Annotated in this window: 21 protein-coding genes; 11 read left to right on the top strand and 10 right to left on the bottom strand. The window is 71.9% G+C overall.

Annotation, left to right across the window (positions count from 1 at the left end):
* Positions 1–133 precede the first annotated feature (133 nt).
* Positions 134–1,420, bottom strand: a complete 1,287-nt coding sequence (gene clpX, locus PVK37_RS05320) for an ATP-dependent Clp protease ATP-binding subunit ClpX (protein ID WP_275032617.1) — start codon at positions 1,418–1,420, stop codon at positions 134–136.
* Between the two features lie 204 nt (positions 1,421–1,624).
* Between clpX and PVK37_RS05315 the strand changes: the two genes are divergently transcribed.
* The 5 genes from PVK37_RS05315 (at position 1,625) to PVK37_RS05295 (ending at position 6,140) form a co-directional block, all read left to right on the top strand.
* Positions 1,625–2,098, top strand: coding sequence for a transposase (locus PVK37_RS05315; RefSeq protein ID WP_275032616.1), 474 nt, complete (start codon positions 1,625–1,627; stop codon positions 2,096–2,098).
* Positions 2,099–2,326: 228 nt separating this feature from the next.
* Positions 2,327–3,610 carry a phosphopyruvate hydratase gene (gene eno / locus PVK37_RS05310; protein ID WP_275032614.1) on the top strand — a complete coding sequence of 428 codons (1,284 nt, stop codon included), beginning with the start codon at positions 2,327–2,329 and terminating at the stop codon, positions 3,608–3,610.
* 375 nt (positions 3,611–3,985) lie between these two features.
* Positions 3,986–4,771, top strand: coding sequence for a hypothetical protein (locus tag PVK37_RS05305; RefSeq protein WP_275032613.1), 786 nt, complete (start codon positions 3,986–3,988; stop codon positions 4,769–4,771).
* Entirely contained in the window at positions 4,771–5,058 is a 288-nt protein-coding gene (locus PVK37_RS05300) for a PqqD family protein (protein ID WP_275032612.1), read from the top strand. The genes PVK37_RS05305 and PVK37_RS05300 overlap by 1 nt, the downstream gene beginning before the upstream one ends.
* Positions 5,055–6,140 carry an arginase family protein gene (locus PVK37_RS05295; RefSeq protein WP_275032611.1) on the top strand — a complete coding sequence of 362 codons (1,086 nt, stop codon included), beginning with the start codon at positions 5,055–5,057 and terminating at the stop codon, positions 6,138–6,140. The genes PVK37_RS05300 and PVK37_RS05295 overlap by 4 nt, the downstream gene beginning before the upstream one ends.
* A 131-nt stretch (positions 6,141–6,271) precedes the next feature.
* Here the strand turns inward: PVK37_RS05295 and PVK37_RS05290 are convergent, their stop codons facing one another.
* The 8 genes from PVK37_RS05290 to PVK37_RS05255 form a co-directional block, all read right to left on the bottom strand.
* Complete coding sequence (locus PVK37_RS05290; RefSeq protein ID WP_275032610.1) at positions 6,272–7,378, bottom strand: aminotransferase class I/II-fold pyridoxal phosphate-dependent enzyme; 1,107 nt, start codon at positions 7,376–7,378, stop codon at positions 6,272–6,274.
* A 24-nt stretch (positions 7,379–7,402) separates the two neighbouring features.
* On the bottom strand, positions 7,403–9,289 hold the full coding sequence (locus PVK37_RS05285) for a DUF4910 domain-containing protein (protein ID WP_275032609.1): 1,887 nt from the start codon (positions 9,287–9,289) through the stop codon (positions 7,403–7,405).
* Between the two features lie 105 nt (positions 9,290–9,394).
* A complete protein-coding gene (locus PVK37_RS05280) occupies positions 9,395–11,713 on the bottom strand; it encodes an FAD/NAD(P)-binding protein (RefSeq protein WP_275032608.1) in 2,319 nt (772 codons plus the stop codon).
* On the bottom strand, positions 11,710–13,245 hold the full coding sequence (locus PVK37_RS05275) for an amidase (protein WP_275032607.1): 1,536 nt from the start codon (positions 13,243–13,245) through the stop codon (positions 11,710–11,712). The genes PVK37_RS05280 and PVK37_RS05275 overlap by 4 nt, the downstream gene beginning before the upstream one ends.
* Positions 13,235–13,432, bottom strand: coding sequence for a hypothetical protein (locus PVK37_RS05270; protein ID WP_275032606.1), 198 nt, complete (start codon positions 13,430–13,432; stop codon positions 13,235–13,237). The genes PVK37_RS05275 and PVK37_RS05270 overlap by 11 nt, the downstream gene beginning before the upstream one ends.
* Complete coding sequence (locus PVK37_RS05265; protein ID WP_275032604.1) at positions 13,429–14,541, bottom strand: alkaline phosphatase family protein; 1,113 nt, start codon at positions 14,539–14,541, stop codon at positions 13,429–13,431. The genes PVK37_RS05270 and PVK37_RS05265 overlap by 4 nt, the downstream gene beginning before the upstream one ends.
* Before the next feature lie 11 nt (positions 14,542–14,552).
* Positions 14,553–15,752: a tRNA lysidine(34) synthetase gene (locus PVK37_RS05260; RefSeq protein ID WP_275032603.1), complete on the bottom strand. Its 1,200-nt coding sequence runs from the start codon at positions 15,750–15,752 to the stop codon at positions 14,553–14,555.
* 110 nt (positions 15,753–15,862) lie between these two features.
* Complete coding sequence (locus PVK37_RS05255) at positions 15,863–16,072, bottom strand: hypothetical protein (protein ID WP_275032602.1); 210 nt, start codon at positions 16,070–16,072, stop codon at positions 15,863–15,865.
* 519 nt (positions 16,073–16,591) lie between these two features.
* Between PVK37_RS05255 and PVK37_RS05250 the strand changes: the two genes are divergently transcribed.
* Together PVK37_RS05250 and PVK37_RS05245 are read left to right on the top strand one after the other, a co-directional pair.
* On the top strand, positions 16,592–17,554 hold the full coding sequence (locus PVK37_RS05250) for a nucleoside-diphosphate kinase (protein WP_275032601.1): 963 nt from the start codon (positions 16,592–16,594) through the stop codon (positions 17,552–17,554).
* A 16-nt stretch (positions 17,555–17,570) separates the two neighbouring features.
* Complete coding sequence (locus PVK37_RS05245; protein WP_275032599.1) at positions 17,571–18,542, top strand: hypothetical protein; 972 nt, start codon at positions 17,571–17,573, stop codon at positions 18,540–18,542.
* Positions 18,543–18,596: 54 nt separating this feature from the next.
* On the opposite strand, the gene PVK37_RS05240 is transcribed toward PVK37_RS05245, so the two are convergent.
* A complete protein-coding gene (locus PVK37_RS05240; protein WP_275032597.1) occupies positions 18,597–19,421 on the bottom strand; it encodes a phytanoyl-CoA dioxygenase family protein in 825 nt (274 codons plus the stop codon).
* A gap of 899 nt (positions 19,422–20,320) precedes the next feature.
* Between PVK37_RS05240 and PVK37_RS05235 the strand changes: the two genes are divergently transcribed.
* From PVK37_RS05235 to PVK37_RS05220, 4 genes are read left to right on the top strand one after another with little or no spacing between them, the layout of a single operon-like run.
* On the top strand, positions 20,321–21,142 hold the full coding sequence (locus PVK37_RS05235; protein WP_275032596.1) for an isocitrate lyase/phosphoenolpyruvate mutase family protein: 822 nt from the start codon (positions 20,321–20,323) through the stop codon (positions 21,140–21,142).
* On the top strand, positions 21,139–23,601 hold the full coding sequence (gene aepY, locus PVK37_RS05230) for a phosphonopyruvate decarboxylase (protein WP_275032595.1): 2,463 nt from the start codon (positions 21,139–21,141) through the stop codon (positions 23,599–23,601). The genes PVK37_RS05235 and aepY overlap by 4 nt, the downstream gene beginning before the upstream one ends.
* 54 nt (positions 23,602–23,655) lie before the next feature.
* Positions 23,656–25,278: a B12-binding domain-containing radical SAM protein gene (locus PVK37_RS05225; protein ID WP_275032593.1), complete on the top strand. Its 1,623-nt coding sequence runs from the start codon at positions 23,656–23,658 to the stop codon at positions 25,276–25,278.
* Positions 25,279–25,295: 17 nt separating this feature from the next.
* Positions 25,296–25,889, top strand: a complete 594-nt coding sequence (locus PVK37_RS05220; RefSeq protein WP_275032592.1) for a helix-turn-helix domain-containing protein — start codon at positions 25,296–25,298, stop codon at positions 25,887–25,889.
* Positions 25,890–25,899: the final 10 nt, after the last annotated feature.

The following is a 25,899-nucleotide window of genomic DNA, read 5'->3' as shown; positions in this document are numbered from 1 at the left end:
CCCGCTCGACCCCGGCGGGCTCGGTACCCCACCGAGCCCGCCGGGTCACGTACCGCGCTCAGCGTCCGGCCGCGTTGGTCCGGGCCGGGTCACGTACCGCGCTCAGCGTCCCGCCGCGTTGGTCCGGGCGCGCTCAGCGTCCGGCCGCCGCGCCGTCGCGGGCCGGGTCACGTACCAGGGTCGGCTCCGCGCCCTGGAGGATGACCTCCTCGGTCACCACGACCCTGGTCACGTCGGTCAGCGACGGCACGTCGTACATCGTGGTGATGAGCGCCTGTTCGAGGATGGCACGTAGCCCGCGCGCCCCGGTGCCCCGCCGGATCGCCTGATCCGCCACGGCCTCCAGTGCGCCGGGGGCGAACTCCAGCTCGACGTCGTCGAGCTCGAACATCAGCCGGTACTGCTTGGACAGGGCGTTCCTCGGCTCGGTCAGCACCTTGACCAGGGTGGCCTGGTCCAGCTTCTGCACCGAGGTGATGATCGGCAGCCGTCCGATGAACTCCGGGATCATGCCGAAGGCGATCAGATCCTCCGGCATGACCTGCGCGAAGTAGTCGATCTCCGCATCGTCGGCCCGCGAGCGGATGGCCCCACCGAACCCCAGGTTGTTGCGGCCGACCCGCGCGGCGACGATGTCCTCCAGCCCGGCGAACGCGCCACCGACCACGAAGAGGATGTTCGACGTGTCGATCCGGGTCGGTTCCCGGCCCGCGTAGCCCCGACCGCTGGCCGCGGTGGCCGAACGGGCGTTCTGGGCCAGGGTGACCACGGTGCCTTCCAGCATCTTGAGTAACGCCTGCTGGACACCCTCCCCCGAGACGTCGCGCGACCCGCCGGCCTTGCCGGAACTGCTGGCGATCTTGTCGATCTCGTCGATGTAGACGATGCCGGTCTCGGCCTTCCGGATGTCGTTGCCGGCGGCCTGGACGAGCCGGGTCAGGATCGAGTCGACGTCCTCACCGATGTAGCCGGCCTCGGTCAGCGTCGTCGCGTCGGCGACGGTGAACGGCACGTCCAGGTTGCGGGCCAGGCTCTGGGCCAGCAACGTCTTGCCCGAGCCGGTGGGCCCGAGCAGGAGGATGTTCGACTTGGTCAGCTCGACGTCGGTGGTCCGCTGTCCGGAGGTGTTCAGCCGGACCCGCTTGTAGTGGCTGTAGAGCGCCACGGAGAGCGCCATCTTGGCCCGGTCCTGGCCGACCACGTAGGTGTCCAGGAATGCGCGGATGTCATGGGGGCGCGGCAGCGCGTCCGCCCGGAAGCCGGCCACCTGGCGACGCCGGTCGGTGACCACCTCGCCGCAGAGGTCGACACATCCGTCGCAGATGGCCACCCCCGGCCCTTCGACCAGCCGGTCCTTGTCCCTTTTCTTACCGCAGAACGAGCAGGTCGGGTCCGTGCCATTCGGGTCGGAGTTACCCAAGGGGGCCTCACTAAGCATCGTCGTCGGTCATGGTCACGAGTGTCCGGGCCGATGCGGCAAGTTTGGCACAACATGTTGATCGTCGATGTCCCGTGACAGGCGGTGAGATCCGGTGGGCGGGCCTGGCCGGTGGGTGACCGGCCGGTGACCCGGCGGTGGCCGGATGGTGGCGGGTGCCGGCCCCGGAAGCGCATCATGGGGCCTATGTCGGAGCGGTTCCCCTGGTTGGCGCCCATGTGCGTATGGCCGCTGGCGGCTCCACTGGTGCCCCGGCAGACCGCCCGGCCGCAGGGCGGGGGTGCCCGACGGGTGGACGACGAGGCCATGTTCGCGGCCATCGCGTTCGTCCTCGTCACCGATTCCGTGTGGCGGATGCTGCCCCGGGTCTTCGACGTCTCCTGGCAGACCGCCCACCGCCGGTTCGGGGAGTGGCACCAGAGCGGGTTCTGGGGGCGGCTCGGGACGGCGGCCGCGGCCGCTGACGTCCCGCCGGAGGTCGCCCGATGGGCCACCGCCCTGACCGCCGCCGCCGACCGACGGCTCTCCCCGGTCCGGGGCGCCGTGGCCGGCGACGGCCCACCGGCCACCGAACCGACCGCCCGCCGGACAGCCGTCCGCCGGTACCTGTCGGTGGAGTTCGCCGAACGGATCTTTCGAGGTGACGGCGGGCGGAACTGACCCGTCCAGTGGCCTTTGTCCGCCGTTTTCCTGCGCTTTGTTTCCGGTTGGTGGAGCGGCCGGAGCGGCTGAGCCTGCGTAGTTCCGGTGATCCGGCTCTGGCAGACTGGGTGGGGGTCCGCCCGGACCGGAGTTGACGGGCGGCCGGTGCCCAGTCTGCCAGAGCCGTCGGACCGGTTGTGACCAATCACGTCTTCGCCCGACGAAGGCGCCACATCGGAGGAATGAATGACTGCCATCAGCCGAGTCATCGGTCGCCAGGTTCTCGACAGTCGAGGTAACCCCACCGTCGAGGTGGACGTCGTGCTGGAGGACGGCTCCTTCGGTCGGGCGGCCGTACCGTCGGGGGCGTCGACCGGCGCCAACGAGGCGGTGGAGCTGCGCGACGGCGACAAGGCGGCGTTCCACGGCAAGGGCGTCCGCAAGGCGGTCGACGCGGTCAACGGCGAGATCGCCGAGGCGGTCGTCGGCCTGCAGGCCGAGGACCAGGCGGGCGTGGACGAGACGATGATCGCGCTGGACGGTACGCCGAACAAGGGCCGCCTCGGGGCGAACGCCATCCTCGGGGTGTCCCTCGCCACCGTGAAGGCGGCTGCCGCGGCCCACCGTCAGCCGCTCTACCGGTACGTCGGTGGGGTGAACGCCCGGCTGCTCCCGGTGCCGATGATGAACATCATCAACGGCGGGGTGCACGCCGACAACCTCCTCGACTACCAGGAGTTCATGATCGCGCCGATCGGTGCGGCGAACTTCGCCGAGGCGGTCCGGATGGGCTCCGAGGTGTTCCACACCCTGAAGAAGTCCCTCTCCTCCGCCGGGCACAACACCAACGTGGGTGACGAGGGCGGGTTCGCCCCCAACCTGGCCACCGCCGACGAGGCGCTCCAGTTCGTCGTCCGGGCCATCGAGGAGACCGGCTACCAGCCCGGTACGGACATTGCCATCACGCTGGACCCGGCCAGCTCGGAGTTCTTCCGGGACGGCGTCTACAACTACGCCGGCGAGGGCGTCAAGCGCACCATCGAGGAGCACGTCCACTACCTGGCGGACCTCATCGCCCGCTACCCGATCTCCTCCATCGAGGACCCGATGGCCGAGGACGACATCGACGGCTGGAAGCTGCTGATGACGGTGGCCGGCGACCGGGCCCAGTTGGTCGGCGACGACGTGTTCTGCACCAACGTCGAGCGGCTCCGGGACGGCATCAGCGGCGGGTACGCCAACTCGATCCTGGTCAAGGTCAACCAGATCGGCACGCTCACCGAGACCCTGCTGACCGTGGAGACCGCGCACAAGGCCGGCTACACCGTGGTCATGTCGCACCGGTCCGGCGAGACCGAGGACACCACCATCGCCGACCTGGCCGTCGCCACCGGCTGCGGCCAGATCAAGACCGGTTCGCTGTCGCGTTCGGACCGTACCGCCAAGTACAACCAGCTCATCCGGATCGAGGAGGAGCTCGGCGAGCGCGCCCTGTACGGCGGCCGGACGGCGCTCTACACGCGTTCCTGATCCACCACACCGAGATGGGGTTGTCGTGTACGGGCCGGCGGTCCGGGACGACAACCCCATGATCGTTCTTAGCCCTCCGGCCCTGGCCGGAGCTGTCGGGACATTGACCGGCGTCGGCGCGGTATTGACGACGTCAGCGGCCGGTGGTGCAATTGGTCTTGCGTATCACGGGGAGGTTCGCATGGCTGTCAGCACAAACTCCTGGTTCCAGAGTCGACACCGGCCCGCACCGGGGCCGACCCGATCCCGCTGAACCGACCACCCCGTAACGCGGATGCCTGACGCCGCGTCGTCCCGGCACCGTTCCGGTGACACCGACTCCGGTGACGTCGACCACGGGGGGCCCTCAGCCGGTGGCGCCGACAGGGCCCACCCGTGACACCGCCGGCCCTCACCGGCTTTCTTTCCGAACTACGGAGCCGGTCACTGCTGCCCGGCGATCTGCTGGCCCTGCTGATCGTGGGATCGGTCGCCCGGGGCTGGGCCAACAGCCGCAGTGACCGCGACTTCTACGTGATCACGAAAACGTCGTGGCGGAGGCCCGACGCGTCGAGCAAGGTGGTCCCCCTCCAGCCCGTCCACCTGCCCCGCGAGGTGCTGCACGTCGACGGCCGACGCTGGGAGCTCACGTACTGGCTCGACCGACAGGTGGACCAGATGCTCACGAAGGTCAGCTGGGAACGGTTCGAGAGCGGTGACCCCGTGGTGGCGGCGCTCGTCGAGGAGGAGGAGTCGTTTCTGGAACGGCTGTTCACCTGCGTGCCGCTGACCGGAGCCGACTGGGTCCGCCGTCGGCGCGAGCAGGTGAACGGCAGCGCGTTCCAGGCGTTCCTGGTCACCCGGTCACTCGCCCGCGCGGACGGCTACGTCGAGGACGCCCTCGGGCAGTTGGCCGACGGTGACCTGCACAGCGCCGTGCTCTCCGCCCGGACGGCGTTCGGGCATACGGTCGACGCGCTGTTGGAGAGCGGCGGATCGTTCGGTTCCCAGGTGCCCAAGTGGCGGGCCCGACGACTCAAGGAGGCGAAGCTCACCGCACTGCCCTTCGACCGGTACTGGGAGCTGGAGACCATGGCCGGTTTCCGGGCCGACGATCCGCGACCCTGGATCGAAGAGGTGATCACCTTGTGCAAGCGACTCTCGATGGAGGTGGAGATCTGATGCCGGAGCACCTGGCGATCGGGCGTGACTCCGTCCCGCGCCGTCGGTTGGACGTGCGGATCCGTAGCTACCGGGGCACCCTGCTGGTGGCGACCGCCGACAGTGCCTTCGAACTGCACGACATGGCCGCGTTCCTGGTCCGTCGCTTCGACGGGGTGCGTACCGTCGCGCAGGTCGTGGGCCTGCTGGCGACCGAGTACGGTCTGCCGCCCGCCGAGGCCGAGGCCGACACCCTCGACCTGTTGGGGCAGTTGATCGACCACGGGGTGCTCGAGGTCACCGGGTGACGGCGCACGGCACCGCCGTCGCCTGGTCCCCGGTCTTCGCCGCCCACGACAACGGCCCGGGCGCAGCCTTCCTGGACCATCAGGTGTTGCTGCCCGACGAGCGCTGGGACCGGGGTGCCCGGGTCGGCTGCCTGCGCGACATCCTCGAATGGTCGGCTGCCGGGTTGCCGTCGGTACGGCTGGTGGAGATCGATGCGCCGGCGGACCCGGAGGTGGTGACCTCCTTCCACGACCCCGGGTACGCCGCCGCGCAGGGGATCTTCGACGCGGTACCGCCGGGCAGCCGGACGGAGGCGGGCCTGCTCGCCGTCGCGGCCGTACGCGACCTGTGCGGTCAGGTGTGGCACCGGCGGGTACGCAACGGCTACGCCCTGGTCCGGCCGGCGGGCCACCACTCCGAGACCGACTCGGCCGGCGGCGGCTGCCTCTTCGCCAACGGGGTCCTGGCCGCGCTGCGGGCCCGGGAGTTGGGCGCCCGCCGGATCGTCATGATCGACTGGGACGCGCACCACGGCAACAGCCAGCAGGCGGCCTTCTGGGACGACCCCACCGTGCTGACCATCTCGATCCACCAGAACCGGCACTTCGCGCCGGGCACGGGTGGCACGGACGCCCGAGGGGACGGAGCGGGGTTCGGCACCAACCTCAACGTCCCGGTGCCGATGGGCTCCGGCGGTGGGGTCTACCGTGCTGTCTTCGACGAGGTGGTCCGGCCTGCGGTGGACCGGTTCCGGCCGGACATGGTGCTCGTACCCAGCGGGTTGGACGCCAGCTACCTGGACCCGTCCGCCCGGCTGGCGCTGCACTCGGCCGACTACCGGTGGCTGGCCGAGCAGGTCGTCGAGCTGGCGGAACGGCATGCCGGTGGGCGGCTGCTGCTCACCCACGAGGGCGGGTACGCCCTGCCCTACCTGCCGCTGTGCTTCCTCCGGATCATCGAGGCGCTGTCCGGTGACCGGACCGGGGTGGACGATCCGTTCCTGCGTCGCTGGGGGACCGACTTCGCCCGGGCGGTCCCGGCGGAGGCCCGGGAACTGCTCGCCGAGTGCCGGCGACTGGCCGCCGAGGTTCCCGAGCCCTGACCGGGTGGCGGGCCGGTGGGCCGCCGAGGTGGCTGGCCGGATCCACGAGGGGGAGGGACCGCACCGGCCGCGGCTTCGACGGAAGGCCGCTCAGCGGGCCGCCGGAGCCGTGCCGCCGACCGGGTGCCGGGTCAGCGGGCCGCCGGGGCCGGGCCGGCCGCCAGCCGGGTGCGCAGCAGCAGGAGCCGGTCGGGGCGGAGCGGGACGCTCAACCGGTACCGGTCGGCCGTCGCCCGGGACCGTTCCGACCAGTGGACGTGCCGCTTACCGACGATGCCCCGGTCCCGCAGCGCGACCGCCGCCGGATGGTCGTCGGCCGGATAGAACAGGAACGGCACGTACCGGCTGGCCGACAGTGGTGCCTCCAGACCGGCCCCGGCCAGCGCCGCCAGGGTCTCCCGGCGGGCGGTCTCCACCCGGCTGCGCAGCCCGGCGGTGATGTCACCGAGGGCGAGGACCGCCCGGCCGAGCCGCAGCGACAGCGAGGAGGCGAGCATCGGCGGGACGGCGGCCCGGATCCGGGCCCGTAGCGCCCGGGAGGACACCGCGAACCCCAACCGCAGCCCGCCCATCCCGTACGCCTTCGCCAGGCCGCGCACCACGACGAGGTTGCTCAGCCGCGAGGTCAGCGGAAGCGCGCTGTACCCGGGCGGGTGGTAGTTGGCGTACGACTCGTCGACCAGCACCACCGTGCCCTGCCCGGCGGTGGCGGCGCAGAGCGCTTCCACCGTGGCCAGGTCGACCTGCTCCCCGGTCAGCGCGGGCCGTTCGAGCAGCACCAGCCCCGCGCCCACCGCCACGGCGTTGGCCGCGTGGTCGGGGCCACCCCCGACGTCGTGACGGGACACGCAGCCCACCCCGGCGACGTCCGCCCAGTGCGGCAGGTCCGGGTAGACGTCGCCGATCACGTAGACCGGCCGGTCCCCGGCCAGCCGGACCAGGCAGTGCAGCAGGGAGATGACTCCCGCGCCGGTGACCAGGTCGGACTCTTCCCCGGTGCCGGGGAACAGCGCGGCGACCGCCGGACCGAGCAGTTCCTCGCCGTACGGGTCCCGCACCAGGTAGCTGTTGACCGAGGGCAGCCCGCCGGTCACCTCGTGCCGCAACTGGTCGGCGAGCGCCTGCTGGAGGTCGACGTCGAGGCACGTGCCCTCGTCCAGCGTCCAGGCGAGGTTGAGCAGGTCGGTGCCGTCGGTGAGGGTCGGCACGTTCCGGTAGGAGTCGTTGGCCAGCGGCATGCTTCCTCCAGCTGAACGGGTCGGTCAGTCGGCGGCGAGCCACCCGGCCTCGCACAGCACGTCCACCAGCCGGTGCCCGGTCGTCGGGTCGATCGGTCGCCGTAGCCCGTAGGAGGTGTCCTCGACCAGTTGCCCGGCGTCGCGTGTCCCGTCGGCACGGATGGCCAGGTTGAACAGGGTCGACAGGGTGTGCTTGTCCCGGGCCACCAGCCCGGCCAGCAGGGCCCGGGTCGGTGCCGGTAGCGCCGCCTGGGCGGCCCGCAGGTTCAGCGGCCCCGTCCAGCGTCGGCGCAGCACCGGGCCGGCGGGGTCCCGGCGGAACCCGGTGCCGTCCGCGCCCCCGGGGGGCCGGCCCGGTCGGGCCCCGGGGAACTGCGTCGGGCCGGTACCAGGGGGCGGTGCCGGCTCCGCGCCGGCGGGCCGCGTCGGTCCGGTACCGGATCGCCGGTCCGGCCCGGGGTCGCCGACGAGCAGCCGGTGGTCGAGGTTCGTCCGCCGGACGTGGGCCACGAGTCCGTCCCCCCAGTCCCGGTCGTACCGGCCGGCCAACCGGACCGCGTCCGCCTCCTCCCGGGCGCACCACCGGTCCACCAGGGCGGCCAGGTCGGGGCCTTCCCGGTCGGGGCCGGCGCACAGTTGGGCGAGGGCGGCGGCGGCCGCCGCCGAGCGACGCATCTCCAGCGGCGAGACCTTGTCCACGGTGTCCGCCGCCGAGTGGTTGAACCGGTCGGCGGGGTGGCAGAACTGCACCGCCGGCACCCGGACCCCCGGATCGGCGAACAGGGCGTGGTCGGAGAAACCCTGGAACGGGACGCTGCCCCAGGTGCCCCCGCCGGCGGCGGTCGCGGCGAAGGTCTCGGCGACCACGTGTTCGGCGAGCGGGGTGAGCAGCGTGGGGTGGCAGTCGGGGGGACGTTCGACGACGAACGGCGCGGCACAGCGGAGCTGGTCCTCGCCCACCATGTCCAGGTTGATCACGGCGGCCGGCGGGACGGGGTCGTGCCGCCGGTCGTGCAGCACCGCCGCCGTCCCGACGAACTCCGGACCCCAGAAGAACCGGACGGGTCGCCGCCCACCCCGGCCGGGGTCGCTGCGGCGGGCGGCGGCCAGGGTCCGGGCCGCGGCCAGCGCGGCGGCCACCCCGGAGGCGTTGTCGTTGGCGCTCGGCCGGGGATGGCACAGGTGGGCCATCATCCACACCTCGGCCTGGTCGCCGTCCCCCGGTAACAGCCCGGACACCACCGGCATCGGCGCACCGTCGGCCACCTCGACGTGCACCCGGGCCACCGACCGCCGTCCGGCCAGCCGGCCGGCGGCGACGAACTCCTCCGGGGTGAGGCTGAAGGCCAGCAGCGGTGAACCGGCGGGCAACTCGATCCGGCCCCGGCGGGCGGTGCCCCCGTCGTCGCGCCACGGCGCGTCGGTGACGAAACCGACGGCACCGGCCGCGCCGAGCCGGGGGAGCAGGGACCCGTCGCGGAAGGTGTCACGGTCCACCACCAGCAGCGCACCGGCCAGCTCCGTCGTCGACGCGTCCGGCCGGAACGCGACCAGCGGCGCGGTGAGCCCGGCCGGTGGCGTCGATGCCGAGTAGGTGGCCACCAGGAACGGGTGCGTCGCGTGGTCCAGGGCCAGCCCGTCCGGACCGTCGACGTGCAGCGTGGCCCGGTGCGGGGTCCAGCCGGTGGGCGCGTCGAACGTCCACCAGCGGGCGGTCCCGTCGGCGACGTACCGGTCGACGCGGACGTCGGACAGGCCGGCCCGGACGGCGGCCGTGGCGACCAGTTCGGCGGCCCGGTCGATGCCCTCGGACGCCTGGTAGCGGTCGAGGGCGGCCAGTCGGGCCACCATGGCCGTCATCTCGTCGGTCGGCACGGCCGCCAGGTGGTGTGCCACGAGCGGGTCGGTCATCGACCGCTCCGGTGGGCGACGGGACCCGTCGATTGGCTCCGGTGGGCGGCGGGGATCACGCGTCGGCCCCGATGGGCGGCGTCGGGCGTCGGCCGGCTCCGGGGATCACGCGTCGGCCCCGGCGGGCGGCGTCGGGTCCGGGTCCGAGTCGTGCACGGTCGGGGCGAGGGCGTCCACGAACTCGTTCGCCCAGCGGGCCAGGCTGTTGACGACCCCGCTGTCGGCGTGCGGGCGGGCCGCGCTGAGCTGGAAGAAGAGCATCCCCTCCGCCGGCGCGCCGAGGACGGCGATCCGCTCGTCGACGGCACCGTCCCGCCCGACGGGGTGGAACGTCCTGGTCAGGTCGATCGCGCCGGGCACGAAGTCGTTCCCGTCCGGGCTCGGGTTCCGCCACTGCCGGACCAGCCCGCGCCGGATCATGTTGCGGTACAGCGGATTCCGGTCCCACTGCGGGTCGAAGGGGTGACCGCGTCCCTCCACCACCACGTCCACCTGCCGGCGGACGCCGGTGTGCGGACCGACCAACGTGTAGCCGCCCGGACCGGGGGCCGGCTCCACCACCGGGTCGGGGCCCACCGCGACGTCCAGCAGGCCGTCCTCGACCAACGCCAGGATCTTCCGCATCGGCTCCGGGCCGGTGCCGTTGGACATCCGCGCGTAGTGGCGCAGGTACACGGCGAGGAACCGGCGGTGGGACGACGCGGTCAGCCCGCCGAAGTCCAGCGCGGCCGAGAAGACCGGACGCAGGTCACGCCAGACCCCGTCGCAGGCCGCCTTCACCGGGTTGGCGAGGTTGCCCTGCGTCGCGGCGGCCTGGTCCCGCCGCATGTGCGCGACCACCCGCTCCGACCAGGTCGCGGTGCCGGGCCCGTCGGCGGCACCGGCCGGGTCGAACAGCCGCCGCCGGTCGAACCGGTGCGCCCGGACGTCCGTCGGGTGGCCCCAGGGCGAGACGCGCGCCGTCGGGTCCGCGCCGAGGACGGTACGGCGGAAGCTGTCCCGGACGGTGGTGCCGTCCAGCCGGCGCAGCCGCTCCGGGACGGGCCGGCCGGCGGCCGTGGTCTCGACGTACTCGGCGATCTCGTCGAACCAGCCGTCGAGCGGGGCGAGCAGGAAGTCGACCGGGTCGTCGTCGCCCCGGCCGCGTCCGGTGGCGAGGAAGAGCCGGTACCGCTCGCCCACCACGGCGGGCAGTTCCGCGGCCGCCTCCGGACCGAACAGGGTGCGGTAGTAGGCGTTCGCCATTTCCAGGACGACCAGGGGGAACAGGTGCCGTTCGAAGTCCAGTTGGCGGACCTCGCCACCGGTCGGTACGGCCGGCACGCCGACCGTACCGCGCAGGGTGGCGACCGCGTCGAGGGTGAGGAAGTCCGGCCGGTGCTCCAGGGCGGCGTGCCCGAGTCCGCTGCTGTCCACGGCCTTCTGGTTCTCCGGGCGGGTCCACGGGAACAGGCCGCTCGGGCTGACCGCCACGATCCGCGCCGGTTCCCGACCGCTGGGGACGTACCGGAGCAGCCCGGTGGCGTCACCTGCTCCGGCGACCGCGAAACCACCGCCCCGCCCCTCGGTCAGGTGCAGGATCAGGTCGACCGCGGTCAGGCCCAGGCCCAGCACCCCGACCCGGCACGCCGGTGGCACGGTGCGTTCGGTGAGCCGTTCCCCCAACGGGTACGGGCTGGGCACGTACGTCGAGGCGGGGTGGGCGGCGGCGTGGGCGGCCAGCCGGGCGGCCCGGGAGCCCGGGGCCGGTGTGTTCTCGGACTGGCCGGTGACCAGCAGCAACCGGTCGACGGCGACGGTGTACCCGGTACCGTCGGGCCGGTCGGCGGGGTACCCGGTGGTGCCATCGGGCCGGTCGGCGTCGGGCCGGTCGGCGTCGGTTCCGGTGGCGTCGGGCCGGTCGGTGTCGGGGAGGTCGACGTCGGTGGCCCGGACGAGGTACCCGCCGTCGGCGGTCCGTTCCACGTCGGTCACCTCGGCGGTCCGGGCGTCGACGCGTACGCCGTCGATCTCCCGTAGTAGCTGGACGTACCGGTGGAACATCTCGGTGAGCGCCAGGCCGTGCAGGTACCGTCGGGGCACGTCCTGCGGCAGCAGGTTGAACTGCTCGTCCCCGGTGGTCTTGTAGCGGGCCTGGCACCACTCCACGAAGGTGGGTCGCAGCCGGGCCGGCAGCAGGTGCCGGGCGTCCCGGTTGGACTCGTCGGCGGCGAAGGAGAGCTGGCTGGCGACCCGGTTGAGGTAGCTGGTCCGCGGTTGGCGGTCGTCGTGCGCGGCTCCGGCACCGAACCGGCCGGTCCGGTCGAAGACCGTGACGTGCACGCCGCCCTCGGGCAGCCGGACGTGCGGGAGTTCGGCGGCGAGCCGTTCCAGCGCGTACAGGCACCAGGGCCCGCCACCCACGATGCCCAGTCGGACGGTCACCGGTCCTCCTCCTCCGCGCCGGGGGTCACCGGTGCGAGGGCCGGCCGGACGTCGAGCACCCCGGCCGCGTCCTCCAGGGCGGCGGCGACCCGGAACACCGTGCGTTCGGCGAACGCGTGCCCGACGATCTGCACGGCGAGCGGCAGCCCCAACGTCGAGAAGCCGACCGGTAGGGACAGCGCCGGATGGCCGGTGACGTTGAAGGTCGGCGTCTGCACCGAGACGGCGTGGGCGGGCGGCGGCCAGTCCTCGGGGAAGTCCTCGAACGGCGCGGCGGGAGCCAGCCCGGTGTTGGTCAGCAGCACGTCGTGGTCGGCCAGCACCCGGTCGAGCGCGACGGTCAGCTCCCGCCGCACCCGGAGCGCCTGGACGTAGTCCGCCCCGGTCAGCGTGGCGGCCGGCGCGATCCGCTGGTAGGTGTACCGGCCGTAGTCGCGGGGCCGGGTCCGCAGCGTCTCCTCGTGGATGGCGTACGCCTCGGCCAGCATGATGATCCGGGCGCAGGCTTTGAACAGGTCGAAATCCGGCAGGCGTACCTCGGTGACGATCGCGCCGAGCCGGGTGAGGGTGGCCGCCGCCGCGTCCACCGAGGCGACCACCTCGGGGCTGATGCCGCGCAGCGAGGCGAACAGTTCCCGCGCGTAGCCGACCCGTAGCCCCTCGACGCCCCGGCCGAGGTCCGCCGTGTAGTCCTGCGGGTCGGTCCGGACGCTGCTCGGGTCGCGCGGGTCGTAACCGGCGATGACATTCATGGTCAGCGCGGTGTCCTCGACGCTCCAGGAGAGCGGACCGCAGTGGTCCAGTGAGTAGGACAGCGGGTAGAGGCCGCGCCGGGAGACCAGACCGTAGGTCGGTTTCAGGCCGACCACGCCGCAGTTGAAGGCGGGAGACCGGATCGAGCCGCCGGTGTCGGAGCCGAGGGCGACCCGGACCAGCCCGGCCGCGACCGCCGCCGCCGAACCGGCGGAGGAGCCGCCGGTGAAGTGCGCGACGTTCCACGGGTTCCGGGCCGGCGGGAAGGGCAGGTCGAAGCCGGGGCCGCCGAGCGCGAACTCGGCGGTGCCGAGCTTGCCGACCAGGACACCACCACCGGCCCGCAGGAGGGCCTCGGCGGCGGCGTCCTCGGCCGGCACGTTCTCCAGCAGCAGCCGGGAGTTGCAGGTCGTCGGGATGCCGTCGGTGGCGATGATGTCCTTCAGCCCGTACGGGATGCCGTGCAGCGGGCCCCGGTCGTGGCCGGCGGCCAGCTCGGCGTCGGCGCGGTCGGCGTCGGCCAGCGCGCGTTCCGGCGTGACCCGGATGAACGAGTGCACCTGCGGGTCGATCGCGGCGATCCGGTCCAGGGTGTACTCGGCCAGGGTGCGGGCGGTGAGCCGGCCGGCGCGCAGGGCCCGGCCCAGGTCGGCCACCGAGTACTCGTGCCACTGGATTCCACTGCCGGTGCCGGTGCCGGCGGCGGGACCGGACCGGTCGGCATCGCCCGTGACCGGGGCCGACCGGTCGGCGGTGACGGTGGTGTGGTCAGCCGGCATGCCGCACCTCCTCGATGGCGAAGACGGCCGCCGGCTCCACCTCGGCGTCGCGGGGCGCGCGCATCAGCGCGGCCATCGCCCGTAGTTCCAGGTAGCCGGCGTGGACCCCGGGGCGCAGGTCCGCCGGGACGGTGAGCCCGGCGTGCGCCAGCAGCGCGTCGAGCTGGTCCGGATCGTGCGACGTCATCGGCTGATCGCCTCCATGGCCGGGTGCCCCCAGACGGACAGCGGAGTCTCCAGCTCCGCCGGAAGGAGCGAACCGTGTTCGTAGTGGTACGTCGGGTCGGCGAGGAACGCCTCCCCGGTGGCGGTCAACACCACGTCCCCCACCCGGGGGCGGGCGCGTGAGGTGGCCGGGGTGCCGAAGAGCCGGTCCGCGTGCTCGACGGTCACCGACTCGGGCAGCCGCTCGCGTAGCGTCCCGACCAGGTCGTCGGTGGTGCCGGGGGCCGGGTACAGCCACCGGGTGCGCCCGGCGCCGCCCATCTCGAAGCCGTACCGCTGGGCCAGGGCGGCCAGCGTCGCGGCCAGTTCCGGGTCGGGCCGGGTGGGCACCAGCCCGTGGTCGGCGTGCGCGACGACCAGTACGCCCTCGTCGGCGAGCCGGGCCGCCATCCGGTCCAGGCCGGCGAGCACCTGCCTGGTGTGTCCGTCGTACCCGTGTTCGTGCACGTGCCGGTCGATCTCCAGGTAGCACCACAGCAGGCAGGGGCCGCTGCTGCCGTGCCGTCGCAACCCGTCGCGCAGGGCGGCGAGCACCAGGGATCCGATCAGTTCCGGGGGACGGGGGCGGTACCGGCCGGCGTCCGGCAGGTAGAACCGGTGGCCGAGGACCCGGTGCACGCCGTCGAGCACGGTGTCCCGCCAGCCGCACCGGTACGTCTCCAGGTCACCCAGCACCGCGGCGGGTTCGTAGCCCAGCCGCCGGGCGTCGTGGAAGACGGTCCCGACCGGGCCGGTCAACGCCGGGTCCGGGTGGTCGAAGACGTTGACCAGGGCCTCCCCGGGAGCCGGCCGGAACACCACCCCCGGCACCCCGTGCTCGGCCACGGTCAGGCCGGTCAGGTGGCTGAGCCAGCCGGCCGCCGTGGTGGTCGGCCAGACCGTGTGCAGGGTGCGGGTCCGCGCGGACGGCCAGCAGTCCCGCGCCACGTCCACGTTCACCCCGTCGAGGGCGAGGACGACGACGTGGCGCGGGGCGTTCCCGGCCACCTCGGCGGCCAGCAGCGCGGCGAGCCGTTCCCGGAACTCGGTGACGGACCCGGGCGCTTCCGGTCCGTCGGCCTGCTCGGACAAACGGGCCGCCGTCAGGTCGTGGTCGGCTGGGCGCCGCCGAGCATCCGCTGGAAGCGGTGCAGCAGCGGGAACGGCACGGACCGCTCGACGTAGAAGCCGAGCTGCTCGTTCAGGGTGTACTGCACCGGGTCCTGGAGGCTCAGCGTGGACAGTCCCCGGGCGACCTGCTCCAGGTAGCCGGGGAACTGCGACTGCATGGCGTAGACGACGCTGTAGTAGAGGTTGCGCCCGAGTGAGAAGCACGGGTACCGGGCGTCGTAGTTCTCCAGGGAGTACTTCGGGAAGCAACCGTCGATGATCCGCTTCGGGCACAGCCAGAGCGGCAGCAGCAGGTTGATGTCGCCGATCGGCCGGATCGGGAACGCCGCCGGCTTCATCCCGCTGGAGACCCGGAACAGGTTCTCGCAGACGATGTCCTCCAGGTTCACCCCGGTGCAGATGTACGACGTGCCGAGGTCCCGGGCGGCCTTGGACAGGGCGAGCCGGATGAGCAGGGTGCCGAGGAACTCGAAGTCGTCGCCCTGGAACTCCTGCTCGAAGCGGTCGATCAGCGGCATCGAGTCCTTCGGGATGCCGAGCAGTTCCTTGACCTCGTCCGCCTCGATGACCCGCAGGTCGAGGCCGTACTTCTCGCAGAGCGCCTGCGCCCGGGGCACGCCCGCGTCCCAGTCCGGGATGCCCATCAGGATCACCGGGTGGATGGTCACGTCGTGGTCGGTGAGCTGGCTGAGGCCGTACAGCAGGGCGTTGCTGTCCCCGCCGCCGCTGACCCCGACCACGATGTGCGCGCCGGCCGGGACGTGCTGACGGATGGTGTCGCCGACCCGGTCGGCGATGATGTCCCGGCACTCCTCGGGGCTGAGCTTCTTGAGGAACGACTCGGTGTTCCCGGCCTCGTTGTCCAGCCGCTGGTAGAAGTACTCGGTCGCCTGCGATCCCGGGTTGTCGCTCTCGATGGTCCGGAAGTCGGCCAGCGAGAAGAGGAACGGGTTGACGTTGCGGTTGAAGTAGAGGAGCACCTCGGCGGCGTCCTCGAAGTCCGCGAGCCGGGTGTCCAGACAGGGGGTGAGCTGCGGTTCGCCCCCGGACCGCGGGAGGACGTAGACGGCCACGGCCGACCACGGCACGTTGTGCCGGTTGAGGATGTCGATGACGCGGTCGTCGGGGTCACCGGCGAGTTGCTGCCGGCCGTGCGACGTCACGACGGACACGGTCGGGAGGGTGTTGAAGAGAGAGTTCATCGGCACAACCTGTCTCGTCGATCTCCGGGGGTGGAATGAGAGGGTGGGCCGCCCCGGACGGGACGGCCCACCCCGAGGGATCACTGAGCGCCGGTCTCGCAGCTGGCGCCGGTGATGACCTCGAGCCCGTGCTTCGACGCCGGAACGAACGAGGCGGTCGTCCGCATGGCCTCCAGCTCGCGGACGCCGATGACGGCGGCCTCGACGCTGCCGGCCGGGATGAGGGCCACGTGCTCGTTCTTCAGCCCGAAGTTCGTGCTCTGGACAGCGGTGCTCACTGCTTCGCGCATCGAACCCCTCCTCTCTCTGCGGGATCCTTTCCCGCTGCGCCAGGTTTGCCGATGTCGATTCTTGGTGTCAAGACCGGTGTCGTCCGCAAGATCAGTCTTCCGGCCTTCGGGCCACGCGGATCCGCAGGTCGGAAGGCAGTTTCCCGGGCACGACCGAAAAGCCTGACGAATCTGTCTCGGATGGTTGGTGGAAATGCTTGTCTCAGATGGTTCGTACCATCGGCGGACGCCTGTCCGATGATCGGCCAGTGGTGTGGCTCGGGTGATCCGGCCCCGGTGTGCCGGCCCCGATACCCCGGGCTCACCGCCCTCGCCACGCCTGACCGCGCGGAGCTGCGGGGTTGTGACCTCGTCGGGGTGGTCCGGAGGCGGGTCGGGCGACCGGAGGGAATTGGTGCGCCAGCAATGGTTACCCGGGTCGGACGCACGGTTCTGCTAGCGTTACCACCGGGTCGTGGCACCCCCGCTCGGCAGAAGGAGTCTGGAATTACCATGTTGGATTGGCCGGCACTTACCCGAATGCCACTCAAGGCGCAGTTCTACGAGCGCGAGACGTACTTTCGTGAATCGTTCGCGGACGTCGTCGACATTCTCGGCCCGGAATGGCCGGCGAAATTGCGGGACGGTGCCCTTCTGATGATGAAGCCGGAGGGGTTGATCGCGGCGAAGCTGGAAACCGTGCACTCGTTCCTGGTGGACCACCAGTTCTCCGTGGTGGCCGTCGAGGATCTGGCGCTCACCGGCCACCGGTGGCGGGAGTTGTGGCGGTACCAGTTGACGTCCGCGACGCTCGACCGCCTGACCGTGAACGAACTCGCATACGGGTCCGGCCGGGCGCTCACCCTCGTGCTGAAGAGTGACCCAGATCACGATCTGCCGGCGACGGTCCGGCTGAGCACGCTGAAGGGCTCGGCCAGCCTCGCCGCCCAGGTCCCCGGAACCCTGCGCAGCCTGCTCCAGCAGCCCAACCGGGTGTTCAGCCTGGTGCACTTCGCCGACGAGCCGGCCGACCTGGTCCGGGAGCTGGGAGTGCTGTTCGACGCCCCCGCCCGCCGCCGGCTGCTGACCGCCCTCGGCTCGGGCGTCATCAGCGCGGAGGACCGGGTACGCCTCGACCGGGCGATCGCGCAACCGGCCGACGCGACCAGGTCGCTGGACCTGGCCCCGGCGGTACGCCGGATCGACCGGGCGCTGGCCGACCACGCGGCCGGGCGGCCGGGCGAGCGCGACCGGGTCGCGGCGCTCCGCGACGAGCTGCGGCGGGCCGCCGACGGTGACCCGGTGGAGTTCCGCGCCTTCGTCCGCGAACTGTCCCGGACCGGCTGCCCGGTCGACACCTGGGACCTGACCGTGCTCGGCTCCTACGCCGTCACCTGCGACGAGCCGGGCCACCCGAAGTCCCTCACCAACCCCGACCCGCAGACCTGGCGGACGCCGGCGGAGCAGCACGCCGACCAGCGTCTGTCGTCGACCCGTGCCTGACCCGGAGGAGTGCCCGATGCCCGCCGACACCGACTTCATGCCCAGCGACGACGAGTGGACCGCGCTGACCGCGTCCGACCGGAAACGCCGGGCCTACACCGAGGATCTCTACTTCCGGGCCTGCTGGGCCGACGCCGTCGCCGTCCTGGGCGCCGACGCGACCCGGGTCCTCGGTGAGGTGGCCATGTTCGCCTTCAAGTCCGACGGGGTGGCCGGCCGGCGGATGCGCCCCACCATGACGTTCCTCGCCCAGCAGGGGTTCAGCGTCCTGGGCGCGGCCCCGTTCCGGCACAACCGGCACTCCATGCGGGCCATCTGGCAGTACGACTGGCACCCGTACAGCAACGACCGGTTGGCGTTGACGTCGGTGATGCACGGCGCGACCGAGTCGCTGCTGCTGATGCTCCGCGACCTGCGCTACGACGGCGTCGTCCCCGGGACGATGCGGCTGTCGGAACTGAAGGGGGCGGCCACCGACAAGGTGTGGACCCAGGACCAGCTCCGGGGGGTGCTCAAACCGCCGAACCGGGTGATCAACTTCGTGCACATCGCCGACGAGCCCGCCGACACCGTACGTGAACTGGCGATCTTCTTCGACCGGGAGACCCGGCGCCGGTTGCTGGAGCAGGTACGCGACAACTTCGACGAGGACCGGCCCGCGCTCGCCGAGGTCGAGATCGACCGGATCGAGAAGCTGTACCCGGGTACCGACTTCGACCTCACCCGGGCCCTCGACCGGCTGCGGGCGTCCGGCGCGCTCACCGGCGACGCCGCCGAGCGGCTGCGGGCGACCGCCGAGGCACCCGGGAAGCTCTCCTGGACCGAGCTGTGTCACCTGATCGACCACCGCGACCCCCGGGTGGACATCTGGGACTTCGTCCGGGTCGCCACCGAGGTGCTGCCCATGGAACGGCCCGGCCACACCGGCCTGATGCCGGCCCCGACGAGCGGGGACTGGCAGGCGCGGGCAGCCGGGCGCGCTCGCTGAACGACGACCGGTGTTCGCGGCGGAGCCGCCGGACGAGGTCTCCGGCGGCACCCGTCAGGGGGTCGGGATGATCGGGAACCGGGGGTGGTCCAGGGGCCGGTCGATCTCGAGGCCGTGCCCGTCGGTGCGGTGGTTGGGCGCCCCGGTGTAGCGGGCGTGCGGCGGCAACCACTGCAACGTGTACACCCACCGCGGCGTGTCCGTCGTGTTCGGCGGCGCGTAGTGGATCACCCCGAGATCGTGGACGGTGGCGTCACCCGGCTTGAGGTGCAGCGGCGGCGAGAGCTCGAAGCGGTCCGCCATCTCCGGGTGCTCGTCGAGCAGGTTGACGCCGTCGCCCCGGTTCAGGTAGCGGCCGAGCAGCCCGGTCCGGTGCGAGCCGTTGAGGAACCGCATGGTGCCCTTCTCCGGTGGGCAGTCCACCAGCGGCATCCACATGGTCAGCGCGCCCTGCCGGTCCAGCGGGTGGTGCGGCAGGTCCTGGTGCCAGGGCGTCTCGGTGCCGGCGACGGCCACCGGGATCTTGACGAAGACGTGGTCGTAGTAGAAGCGGACCGGACTGCCCCCCATCAGCCGCGACGCGACCGTCGCGATCGGCGTGGCGTGGGTGAAGTTCCGGATCCAGGAGTCCTGGTGCGAGCAGCCGTCCCACCGCTCGTACCACTTGAAGTCGTTGGGGCGCAGCTCGTCGGGCCGGTCCGTGCTGCGGGTCTGCGGCTCCTCGGCCCCCATCTTGGCCTTGGCCCGTTCCAGCAGCTTCTCGACGATCGACAGGTCGAGCAGCCCCTCTAATTTGACCCACCCGTTCGTCTGGAAATGCTTGACCTCGTCGTCCGTGATCGCACGGACGCCGTCCAGAACCTGCTGTGTGGTTTCCACAAGGTACCTCGCTAACAGCGGAGTCATCGCCCGCGTGGCGATCGCCTCGGGCGTCTGTCCCCCGACACCCAAGCCCAGACTAGCCACCGTGTCAACCATCGGTCAGTAGGAATGCGTCATTGCTGTCGTAGATCGGACTCGGCTTCCCGGTCGTTAGCGGAGATGCATTCTCCGCAAATCTCAGGGCTTTGTGGGTGGTCTGATGATTCGTTTTCCTTCCACCCGTGCGGGCCGCTCGGCGGCGGTTCTCCGGCGGCATTTCCCGCCAGCCGGGGATGGCGTTTCCGCTACGGCGGTCGCCCGGCAGCCGTAGTCGCCCCGGGGCGCTGTGGCCGGTGATTCCCGCCGGGTCCCGCGCGCCCCGACCGGCCGGTCATTCCGGCTGCCGGCCGGTGGAACGCCACCGACAGTCGCGGTGCGGCCGTCGACGCCGTCGGTGGAGCGGACGGACATGGGCGTCGGACGGTATTCGGAAAACGGATTCGGCGACATTGTCGGCACCGTGCGGAAGTGATTTCCGGGGCTCAGTCGACCGTCACCTTCTCCCCGCAGACGACGCCGGGCCGGGCGGTTGCCGCCAACCCTCGACAGAGCCCTACCAAACGGACGTCAACCGCATGCCGGGGGCGGGCGTCCGTCATTGTCGGTCCAATGATTGGAGTGTCGGAGGGTAGACGGACGCTCCCCGATCGTGTCACTATCGGCGAGGCGGAAAGGTTGTCGAAGATCGACCGACGACACATCGCGGCCAATGTGGGCAGTTCTGCCCGCGCAGCGTCCGCCGCCGATGTTGACCATCAGTTGCCGGCAGCGGTCTGGCTGGCGACCGGGCCATGGTTGCTTTCAAGATCAACGGGGGAGTCGTGCTACGGCTGAACGCCATACCCTTTCGTACCGTCATGTCGGGCGAGGGTCTCGTCCGCGTCGCCGGCGCCAACAGCGCGCTCGCCGGGGTGCTGGCCGAGCAGGCGGGCTTCAACGCCGTCTGGGCGTCCAGCCTGGAGATCTCGGCGATGCGCTGCCTGCCGGACGCGAGCATCCTCGGCATGTCCGAGTACCTACGGGCCGCCGCGGACATGCAGAAGGCGTTGCGCGTCCCGGTCGTCGCGGACTGCGACACCGGCTTCGGCAACAACCTCAACGTCGCGCACATGATCATGGAGTACGAGGACGCGGGCATCACCGCCGTCTGCGTCGAGGACAAGACGTACCCGAAGATGAACAGCTTCGCCGGGACCGACCACTCCCTGCTCAGCACCAGGGAGTTCGCCGGGAAGATCGCGGTGGCGAAGTCCCAGCAGCGGTCGGACATGTTCCTGATCGCCCGTACCGAGGCGCTGATCGCCGGAGGCACGGTGGACGAGGCGTTGCGCCGCTGCCGGGCGTACGCCGACGCGGGCGCGGACGCCGTCCTCGTGCACTCCAAGAAGCCGACGAACGACCAGATCGTGGAGTTCCTCGGCCGGTGGGACGTGGACCTGCCGGTGGTGATCGTCCCGACCACCTACCACGCGTGGGACGCCGAGGACGCGTACAAGCTCGGTGCCTCGGTCATCATCTACGCCAACCACGGCCTGCGGACGATGATCTCGTCGCTGCGTGCGACCTACGCCGAGATCCTCGCCGCCGGCCAGACGACCGGCCTGGAGGACCGGATCGCGAGCGTGTCGGAGATCTTCGCCCTGCAGCGGCTGGACGAGTGGCAGAGGCTCCAACCGTGATCGGGGCCGACGAGTTCTGCGCCGTCCTCGACCGGCACGGGGTCGGGCTCGGGGTGGGTGTCCCCTGCTCCTACCTGGCCGGTCCGATCGGGCGGATGACCGCGGCCGGCCGGTACGTCGCGGCGGCCAACGAGGGCGCGGCGGCGGCCATCGCCTGCGGTGCCGCCGCAGCCGGCGTACGGGTGGCGGTGTTCGCGCAGAACTCCGGACTCGGCAACCTGATCAACCCGTTGACCTCCCTCCAGGCCCCGTACGAGGTGCCCCTGCTCGTGTTCCTGAGCCTGCGCGGCTGGCCCGACCCGGGGCGGGACGAGCCGCAGCACCAGGTCATGGGGCGCACCACCCACCGGCTGCTCGACACGCTGGGCGTACCGCACTGGACCCTCCGGCCGTCGGTCGGGTCGCTCGACGAGGTGACCGCCAGCGCGGTCCGCCACCTCGACCGGGGATCGTCCGCTTTCGTGCTGGTGCCGAAGGGCAGCATCGACGGGGCGGGCACGGCGCGCGGCGGGACCCGGCCCGGGATGTCCCGGACGGAGGCGCTGGCCGCGATGCTGCCCCGGCTCCGGGGCGTGCCGACCGTCGCCACCACCGGATACACCTCCCGGAGCCTCTTCGCGCTCGCCGACGCGCCCACGAACTTCTACATGCAGGGGTCGATGGGGCACGCCAGCGCGTTCGGCCTCGGGTTGGCGCTGGCCCAACCCGGCCCGGTGGTGGTGCTCGACGGCGACGGGGCCGCCCTGATGCACCTGGGGACGATGTCCACCATCGGCGCGCTGACCCCGCCCAACCTGGTGCACGTCGTGCTGGACAACCAGTCCTACGACTCCACGGGTGGTCAGCCCAGCACGTCGCACGCCACCGACCTGGTGGCGGTCGGCCGGGCGGCCGGATACCGCTCGGTCCACCATGCGGCCACCCCGGCGGCGGTCGCGTCGGCCCTCGACGCGGCCTTCACCCGGTCCGGGCCGCACCTGGTGGTGGTGCCCGTCACCGCCGACCCGGGCGCGGCTCCGCCCCGGGCCACGAGTGCCCTGAGCGCACCCGACATCTACCGCCGGTTGAGCGCCGCGGTCCGCGCGACGGCGACCGCACCGGCCGGTACCGCCCCCGGGGCCGGCGTCGCCCCGACCGCCGGCGGCGGACCGACGGCCGGTACCGCCCCCCGGGCCGACGCCGGACCCACGACCGGTGCCGGACCCACGACCGGTACCACCTCCCGGGCCGACGCCGACCGGGCGGTGACGACCGTCGCCGGGCCCACCGTCGGTGCCGGTCCGGCCGACGGCGGTCCGCCCGGCGGCGAGGTCGGCGGCGAGATTGACGGCGAGGTCGGCGGCGAGATCGACGTGGTGGACTCCGGTGAGCGGGTGGTGTTCGGCGCGGGCAGCCTGAGCCGGCTGGTCACCGAGATCACCGCGATCGGACCCCGGCGGATCCTGGTCGTGGGCAGCCGTCGCGGCTACCGGGACACCGGACTGGACGTGCTGCTGGCGCCCTGGCAGGTCACCCTCTTCGACGGCTTCACCAACAACCCGCAACTCGACGACGTCCTCGCCGGCTGCCGGCTGCGCGACGACGAACGACCCGACCTGATCATCGGGGTCGGTGGGGGCAGCGCCCTGGACACCGCGAAGGCGGTACGCCTGCTGCCGGCCGACCGGGCCGCGGCGCTGGCCTGCCTGGCCGGCGGCGACCCGACGCCGACCCGGCTGCCGCCGTTGATCCTGGTGCCCACGACGGCCGGCTCCGGCAGCGAGGTCACCCGCTTCGCGACCCTCTTCGTCGGGCTGGAGAAGCGGTCCCTGGACCACCCCGACGTCCGGGCCGACCGGGCGATCGTCGACCCCACGCTGACCGCCACCTGCCCGGTGCCGGTGGCGAGCAGCAGCTACCTGGACGCGGTCTGCCACGCGGTGGAGTCGTCCTTCAGCATCGTCGCCACCAGGCGGTCCCAGGCGTACTCGGTGGCCGCGACGCGGCTGCTGGGTGCGCTGGCCGGCCGCCGGATCGAACACCTGGCCCCCGGCGAACGCGCCGACCTGGCCCGGGGTGCGATCCACGCCGGTCAGGCCATCGACCTCACCCGGACCACGGCCGCGCACGGGTTCGCCTACCGGTTGACCGCCCGCTTCGGCGTCCCGCACGGGGTGGCGTGCGCGCTCAACCTGAGCTGGCTCCACGGGTACAACCTGACCCACGCCGAGCCCGCGCAGCGCAGCCGGGTCCTGGCCGCCACGGCCGGGCTGGACTGCGCTCCGGACGAGTTCCCGTCGCTGCTGACCGGCACCCTGCGCGCCAACGGCTGGCCGACCCGGCTGCGGGACTACGGCGTCGGTCGGGACGACCTGCCGGAGCTGGTCCGCGCGGGCATCGGACACGGCGGCCGGTCCGACCGCAACCCGGTGGCACTACGCCCGACGCCGGTTCTGGACCACCTGAGCGGCATCCTCTGACGCCCAGTGACCCTCGACCAGCGACCCGCCGACGGCAGAAGGAGCTAGTCCGGCATGACCGACAACAAGAACCTGCTGACCATCGGGGCGCTCGGATCCGCCGAATCCGCCCTGCACGGCAAACCCGCCATCTCCTGGGGTGACCTGCCCACGGTGGCCAGCGACCCGGCCCGCCGCCGGTTCCAGAAGATCCTGCTGCTGAACCCGGCGGCCACCCTCTACCGCCACGACCTGCCGCGCTGCACCTACCCGCTCGGTATCGGCTACCTGGCCGCCGTGCTGGAACGGTACGGGTACGAGGTACGCCTGCTGGACGTCTTCGCCGAGGGGTACGACAACGCCCGGGAGGTGGACGGCGACCCGCAGTTCCTCCGCTACGGCCTGGACGACGACGCCATCGTCACCGTCCTGCGCGAGTTCGCCCCGGACGTCGTCGGGGTGTCCAGCATCTTCAGCAACCAGGCCGACAACGTGCACCACCTGCTGCGCCTGGCCGACCGGGTGGTACCCGAGGCGAAGACCGCGATGGGCGGCGCGCACGCGCGGTACTTCCCGAAGGCGTGCCTGGAGGACCCGAACCTGGACGTGGTCTTCCTCGGCGAGGGGGAGCTGACGTTCCTGCTCTGGATCGAACACCTCAACGGCAGCATCGCCGAGGACACCCTCCAGGGGCTGGCCTACCGCGACGCCACCGGCGCGGTCCGGATCAAGCCGGAACTTCCGCTGATCAGCTCGACCCGGCCAGCCGGGCCGGAGGTGAAACGCGAGTCGCCGATCCTCGGGGCGGACGGCGAACTCGACCACATCCCGTTCCCCGCCTGGCACCTGTACAACATGGAGCGGTACTTCGAGATCAAGGCGTACCAGTCGCCGTACACGGTCGGGTCGCGGGTGGGTCAGGTCTACACCAGCCGGGGCTGCACCGCGCACTGCACGTTCTGCACGACCACCCACTTCTGGGGGCAGAAGCTGCGCCGCCGCAGCGTACAGAACGTGGTGGACGAGATCGTCGCGCTCCGGGACCGGTACGGGATCGACGAGTTCCACATCCAGGACGACAACATCACCAACGACATGGACCATGCCCGTGAGCTGTTCAAGGCGTTCCGGACGATCGGGCTGCCGTGGGCCACGCCGCAGGGCACCGCGCTGTGGCGGATGGACGAGGAGCTGCTCGACCTGATGGTCGAGTCCGGCGCCTACCAGGTCACGTTCGCCATCGAGAGCGGCGTGCAGCGGGTGCTGAAGGAGCTGATCCGCAAGCCGCTGAACCTGGCCCGCACCGCCCACCTGATCAGGTACGCGCGCAGCATCGGCATGCACGTCCACGGGTTCTTCATCATCGGCATGCCGCCGATGTTCGGTAACGAGGGGGAGAGCCTGGCGGAGATGCAGGCCTCGTACGACTACGCCGAGGAGGCCGGGTTCAGCAGCGCGTCCTTCTTCGCCGCCTCGCCGATCGTCGGTTCCGAGCTGCTCCGGGAGTGCATCCGGCAGCGGTTCGTCGACGCGGACGAGGCGCTGTACCGGATGACCTACAAGCAGGGAATCATCAACGTCCCCGGGCTGTGGTCCGGCGAGGAGGTGGCCGCGTTGGCCGCCAAGTTCAACGCGAACTTCAACGCGTCCCGGGTCCGTTCCTACTCGACCCGTCAGTGGAACAGCGACAAGTACTGATACCGGAGGTGTCTGAGATGTCCGTGATGGCCGAACAGGCTTTCGCCAGCAAGTTGCGGGAGCGTCGGGAACAGGTGAAGTTGGACCAGGCCGGGCTGGCCGAGCGGCTCGGCGTACCGGTCGCCGAACTGGCCGACTGGGAACAGGGCCGGCACGTCGGTGACCTGTCCCTCGCCCAGCTGATGAAGCTCGCCGAGGTGCTCGGCACGTCGCTGGAGCACCTGGCTCCCGACGTGGAGGACGACCTGGACGCCGGGGTCCTGATCCAGCGCCCCGAGGACCGGTCCGTGCTCAAGGGGGTGCGGGGCGGCGTCGACTACTACGTGTACCACTGCCTGGTGCGTACCCGGCAGGTGCCGTCGCTGGTGCCGCTGGTGGTCGACGTGCTGGTCGACGACCCGGCGGAGGCGAAGTTCAACGACGGGCACGCCGGCAACGAGTTCATCTACGTGCTCTCCGGTGAGATCCACATGAAGTGGGGCGACCCCGCGCGGCCGCACGAGGCCGTCCTGCCCACCGGGTCGAGCCTCTACCTCCAGCCGTACGTCCGGCACGCCTTCACGGCCGCCCGGGGCTCGGGTCCGGCCCGGCTGCTGGCGGTGAACTTCTGAAGCCGGCGGT

The organism is Micromonospora cathayae (assembly GCF_028993575.1).
In the GTDB taxonomy this organism is placed as follows: domain Bacteria; phylum Actinomycetota; class Actinomycetes; order Mycobacteriales; family Micromonosporaceae; genus Micromonospora; species Micromonospora cathayae.
The sequence above is the reverse complement of the archived record's forward strand: the minus strand, read 5'-3'. Positions and strand labels throughout refer to the sequence as shown.

Excerpts from the sequence above, each read along its gene's own strand:
- PVK37_RS05315 (WP_275032616.1), top strand. The coding sequence starts at position 1,625 with ATGTCGGAGCGGTTCCCCTGGTTGGCGCCCATGTGCGTATGGCCGCTG.
- eno (WP_275032614.1), top strand. The coding sequence starts at position 2,327 with ATGACTGCCATCAGCCGAGTCATCGGTCGCCAGGTTCTCGACAGTCGA.
- PVK37_RS05300 (WP_275032612.1), top strand. The coding sequence starts at position 4,771 with ATGCCGGAGCACCTGGCGATCGGGCGTGACTCCGTCCCGCGCCGTCGG.
- PVK37_RS05290 (WP_275032610.1), bottom strand. The coding sequence starts at position 7,378 with ATGCCGCTGGCCAACGACTCCTACCGGAACGTGCCGACCCTCACCGAC.
- PVK37_RS05285 (WP_275032609.1), bottom strand. The coding sequence starts at position 9,289 with ATGACCGACCCGCTCGTGGCACACCACCTGGCGGCCGTGCCGACCGAC.
- PVK37_RS05275 (WP_275032607.1), bottom strand. The coding sequence starts at position 13,245 with ATGCCGGCTGACCACACCACCGTCACCGCCGACCGGTCGGCCCCGGTC.
- PVK37_RS05270 (WP_275032606.1), bottom strand. The coding sequence starts at position 13,432 with ATGACGTCGCACGATCCGGACCAGCTCGACGCGCTGCTGGCGCACGCC.
- PVK37_RS05255 (WP_275032602.1), bottom strand. The coding sequence starts at position 16,072 with ATGCGCGAAGCAGTGAGCACCGCTGTCCAGAGCACGAACTTCGGGCTG.
- PVK37_RS05250 (WP_275032601.1), top strand. The coding sequence starts at position 16,592 with ATGCCACTCAAGGCGCAGTTCTACGAGCGCGAGACGTACTTTCGTGAA.
- PVK37_RS05245 (WP_275032599.1), top strand. The coding sequence starts at position 17,571 with ATGCCCGCCGACACCGACTTCATGCCCAGCGACGACGAGTGGACCGCG.
- PVK37_RS05235 (WP_275032596.1), top strand. The coding sequence starts at position 20,321 with ATGTCGGGCGAGGGTCTCGTCCGCGTCGCCGGCGCCAACAGCGCGCTC.
- PVK37_RS05225 (WP_275032593.1), top strand. The coding sequence starts at position 23,656 with ATGACCGACAACAAGAACCTGCTGACCATCGGGGCGCTCGGATCCGCC.
- PVK37_RS05220 (WP_275032592.1), top strand. The coding sequence starts at position 25,296 with ATGTCCGTGATGGCCGAACAGGCTTTCGCCAGCAAGTTGCGGGAGCGT.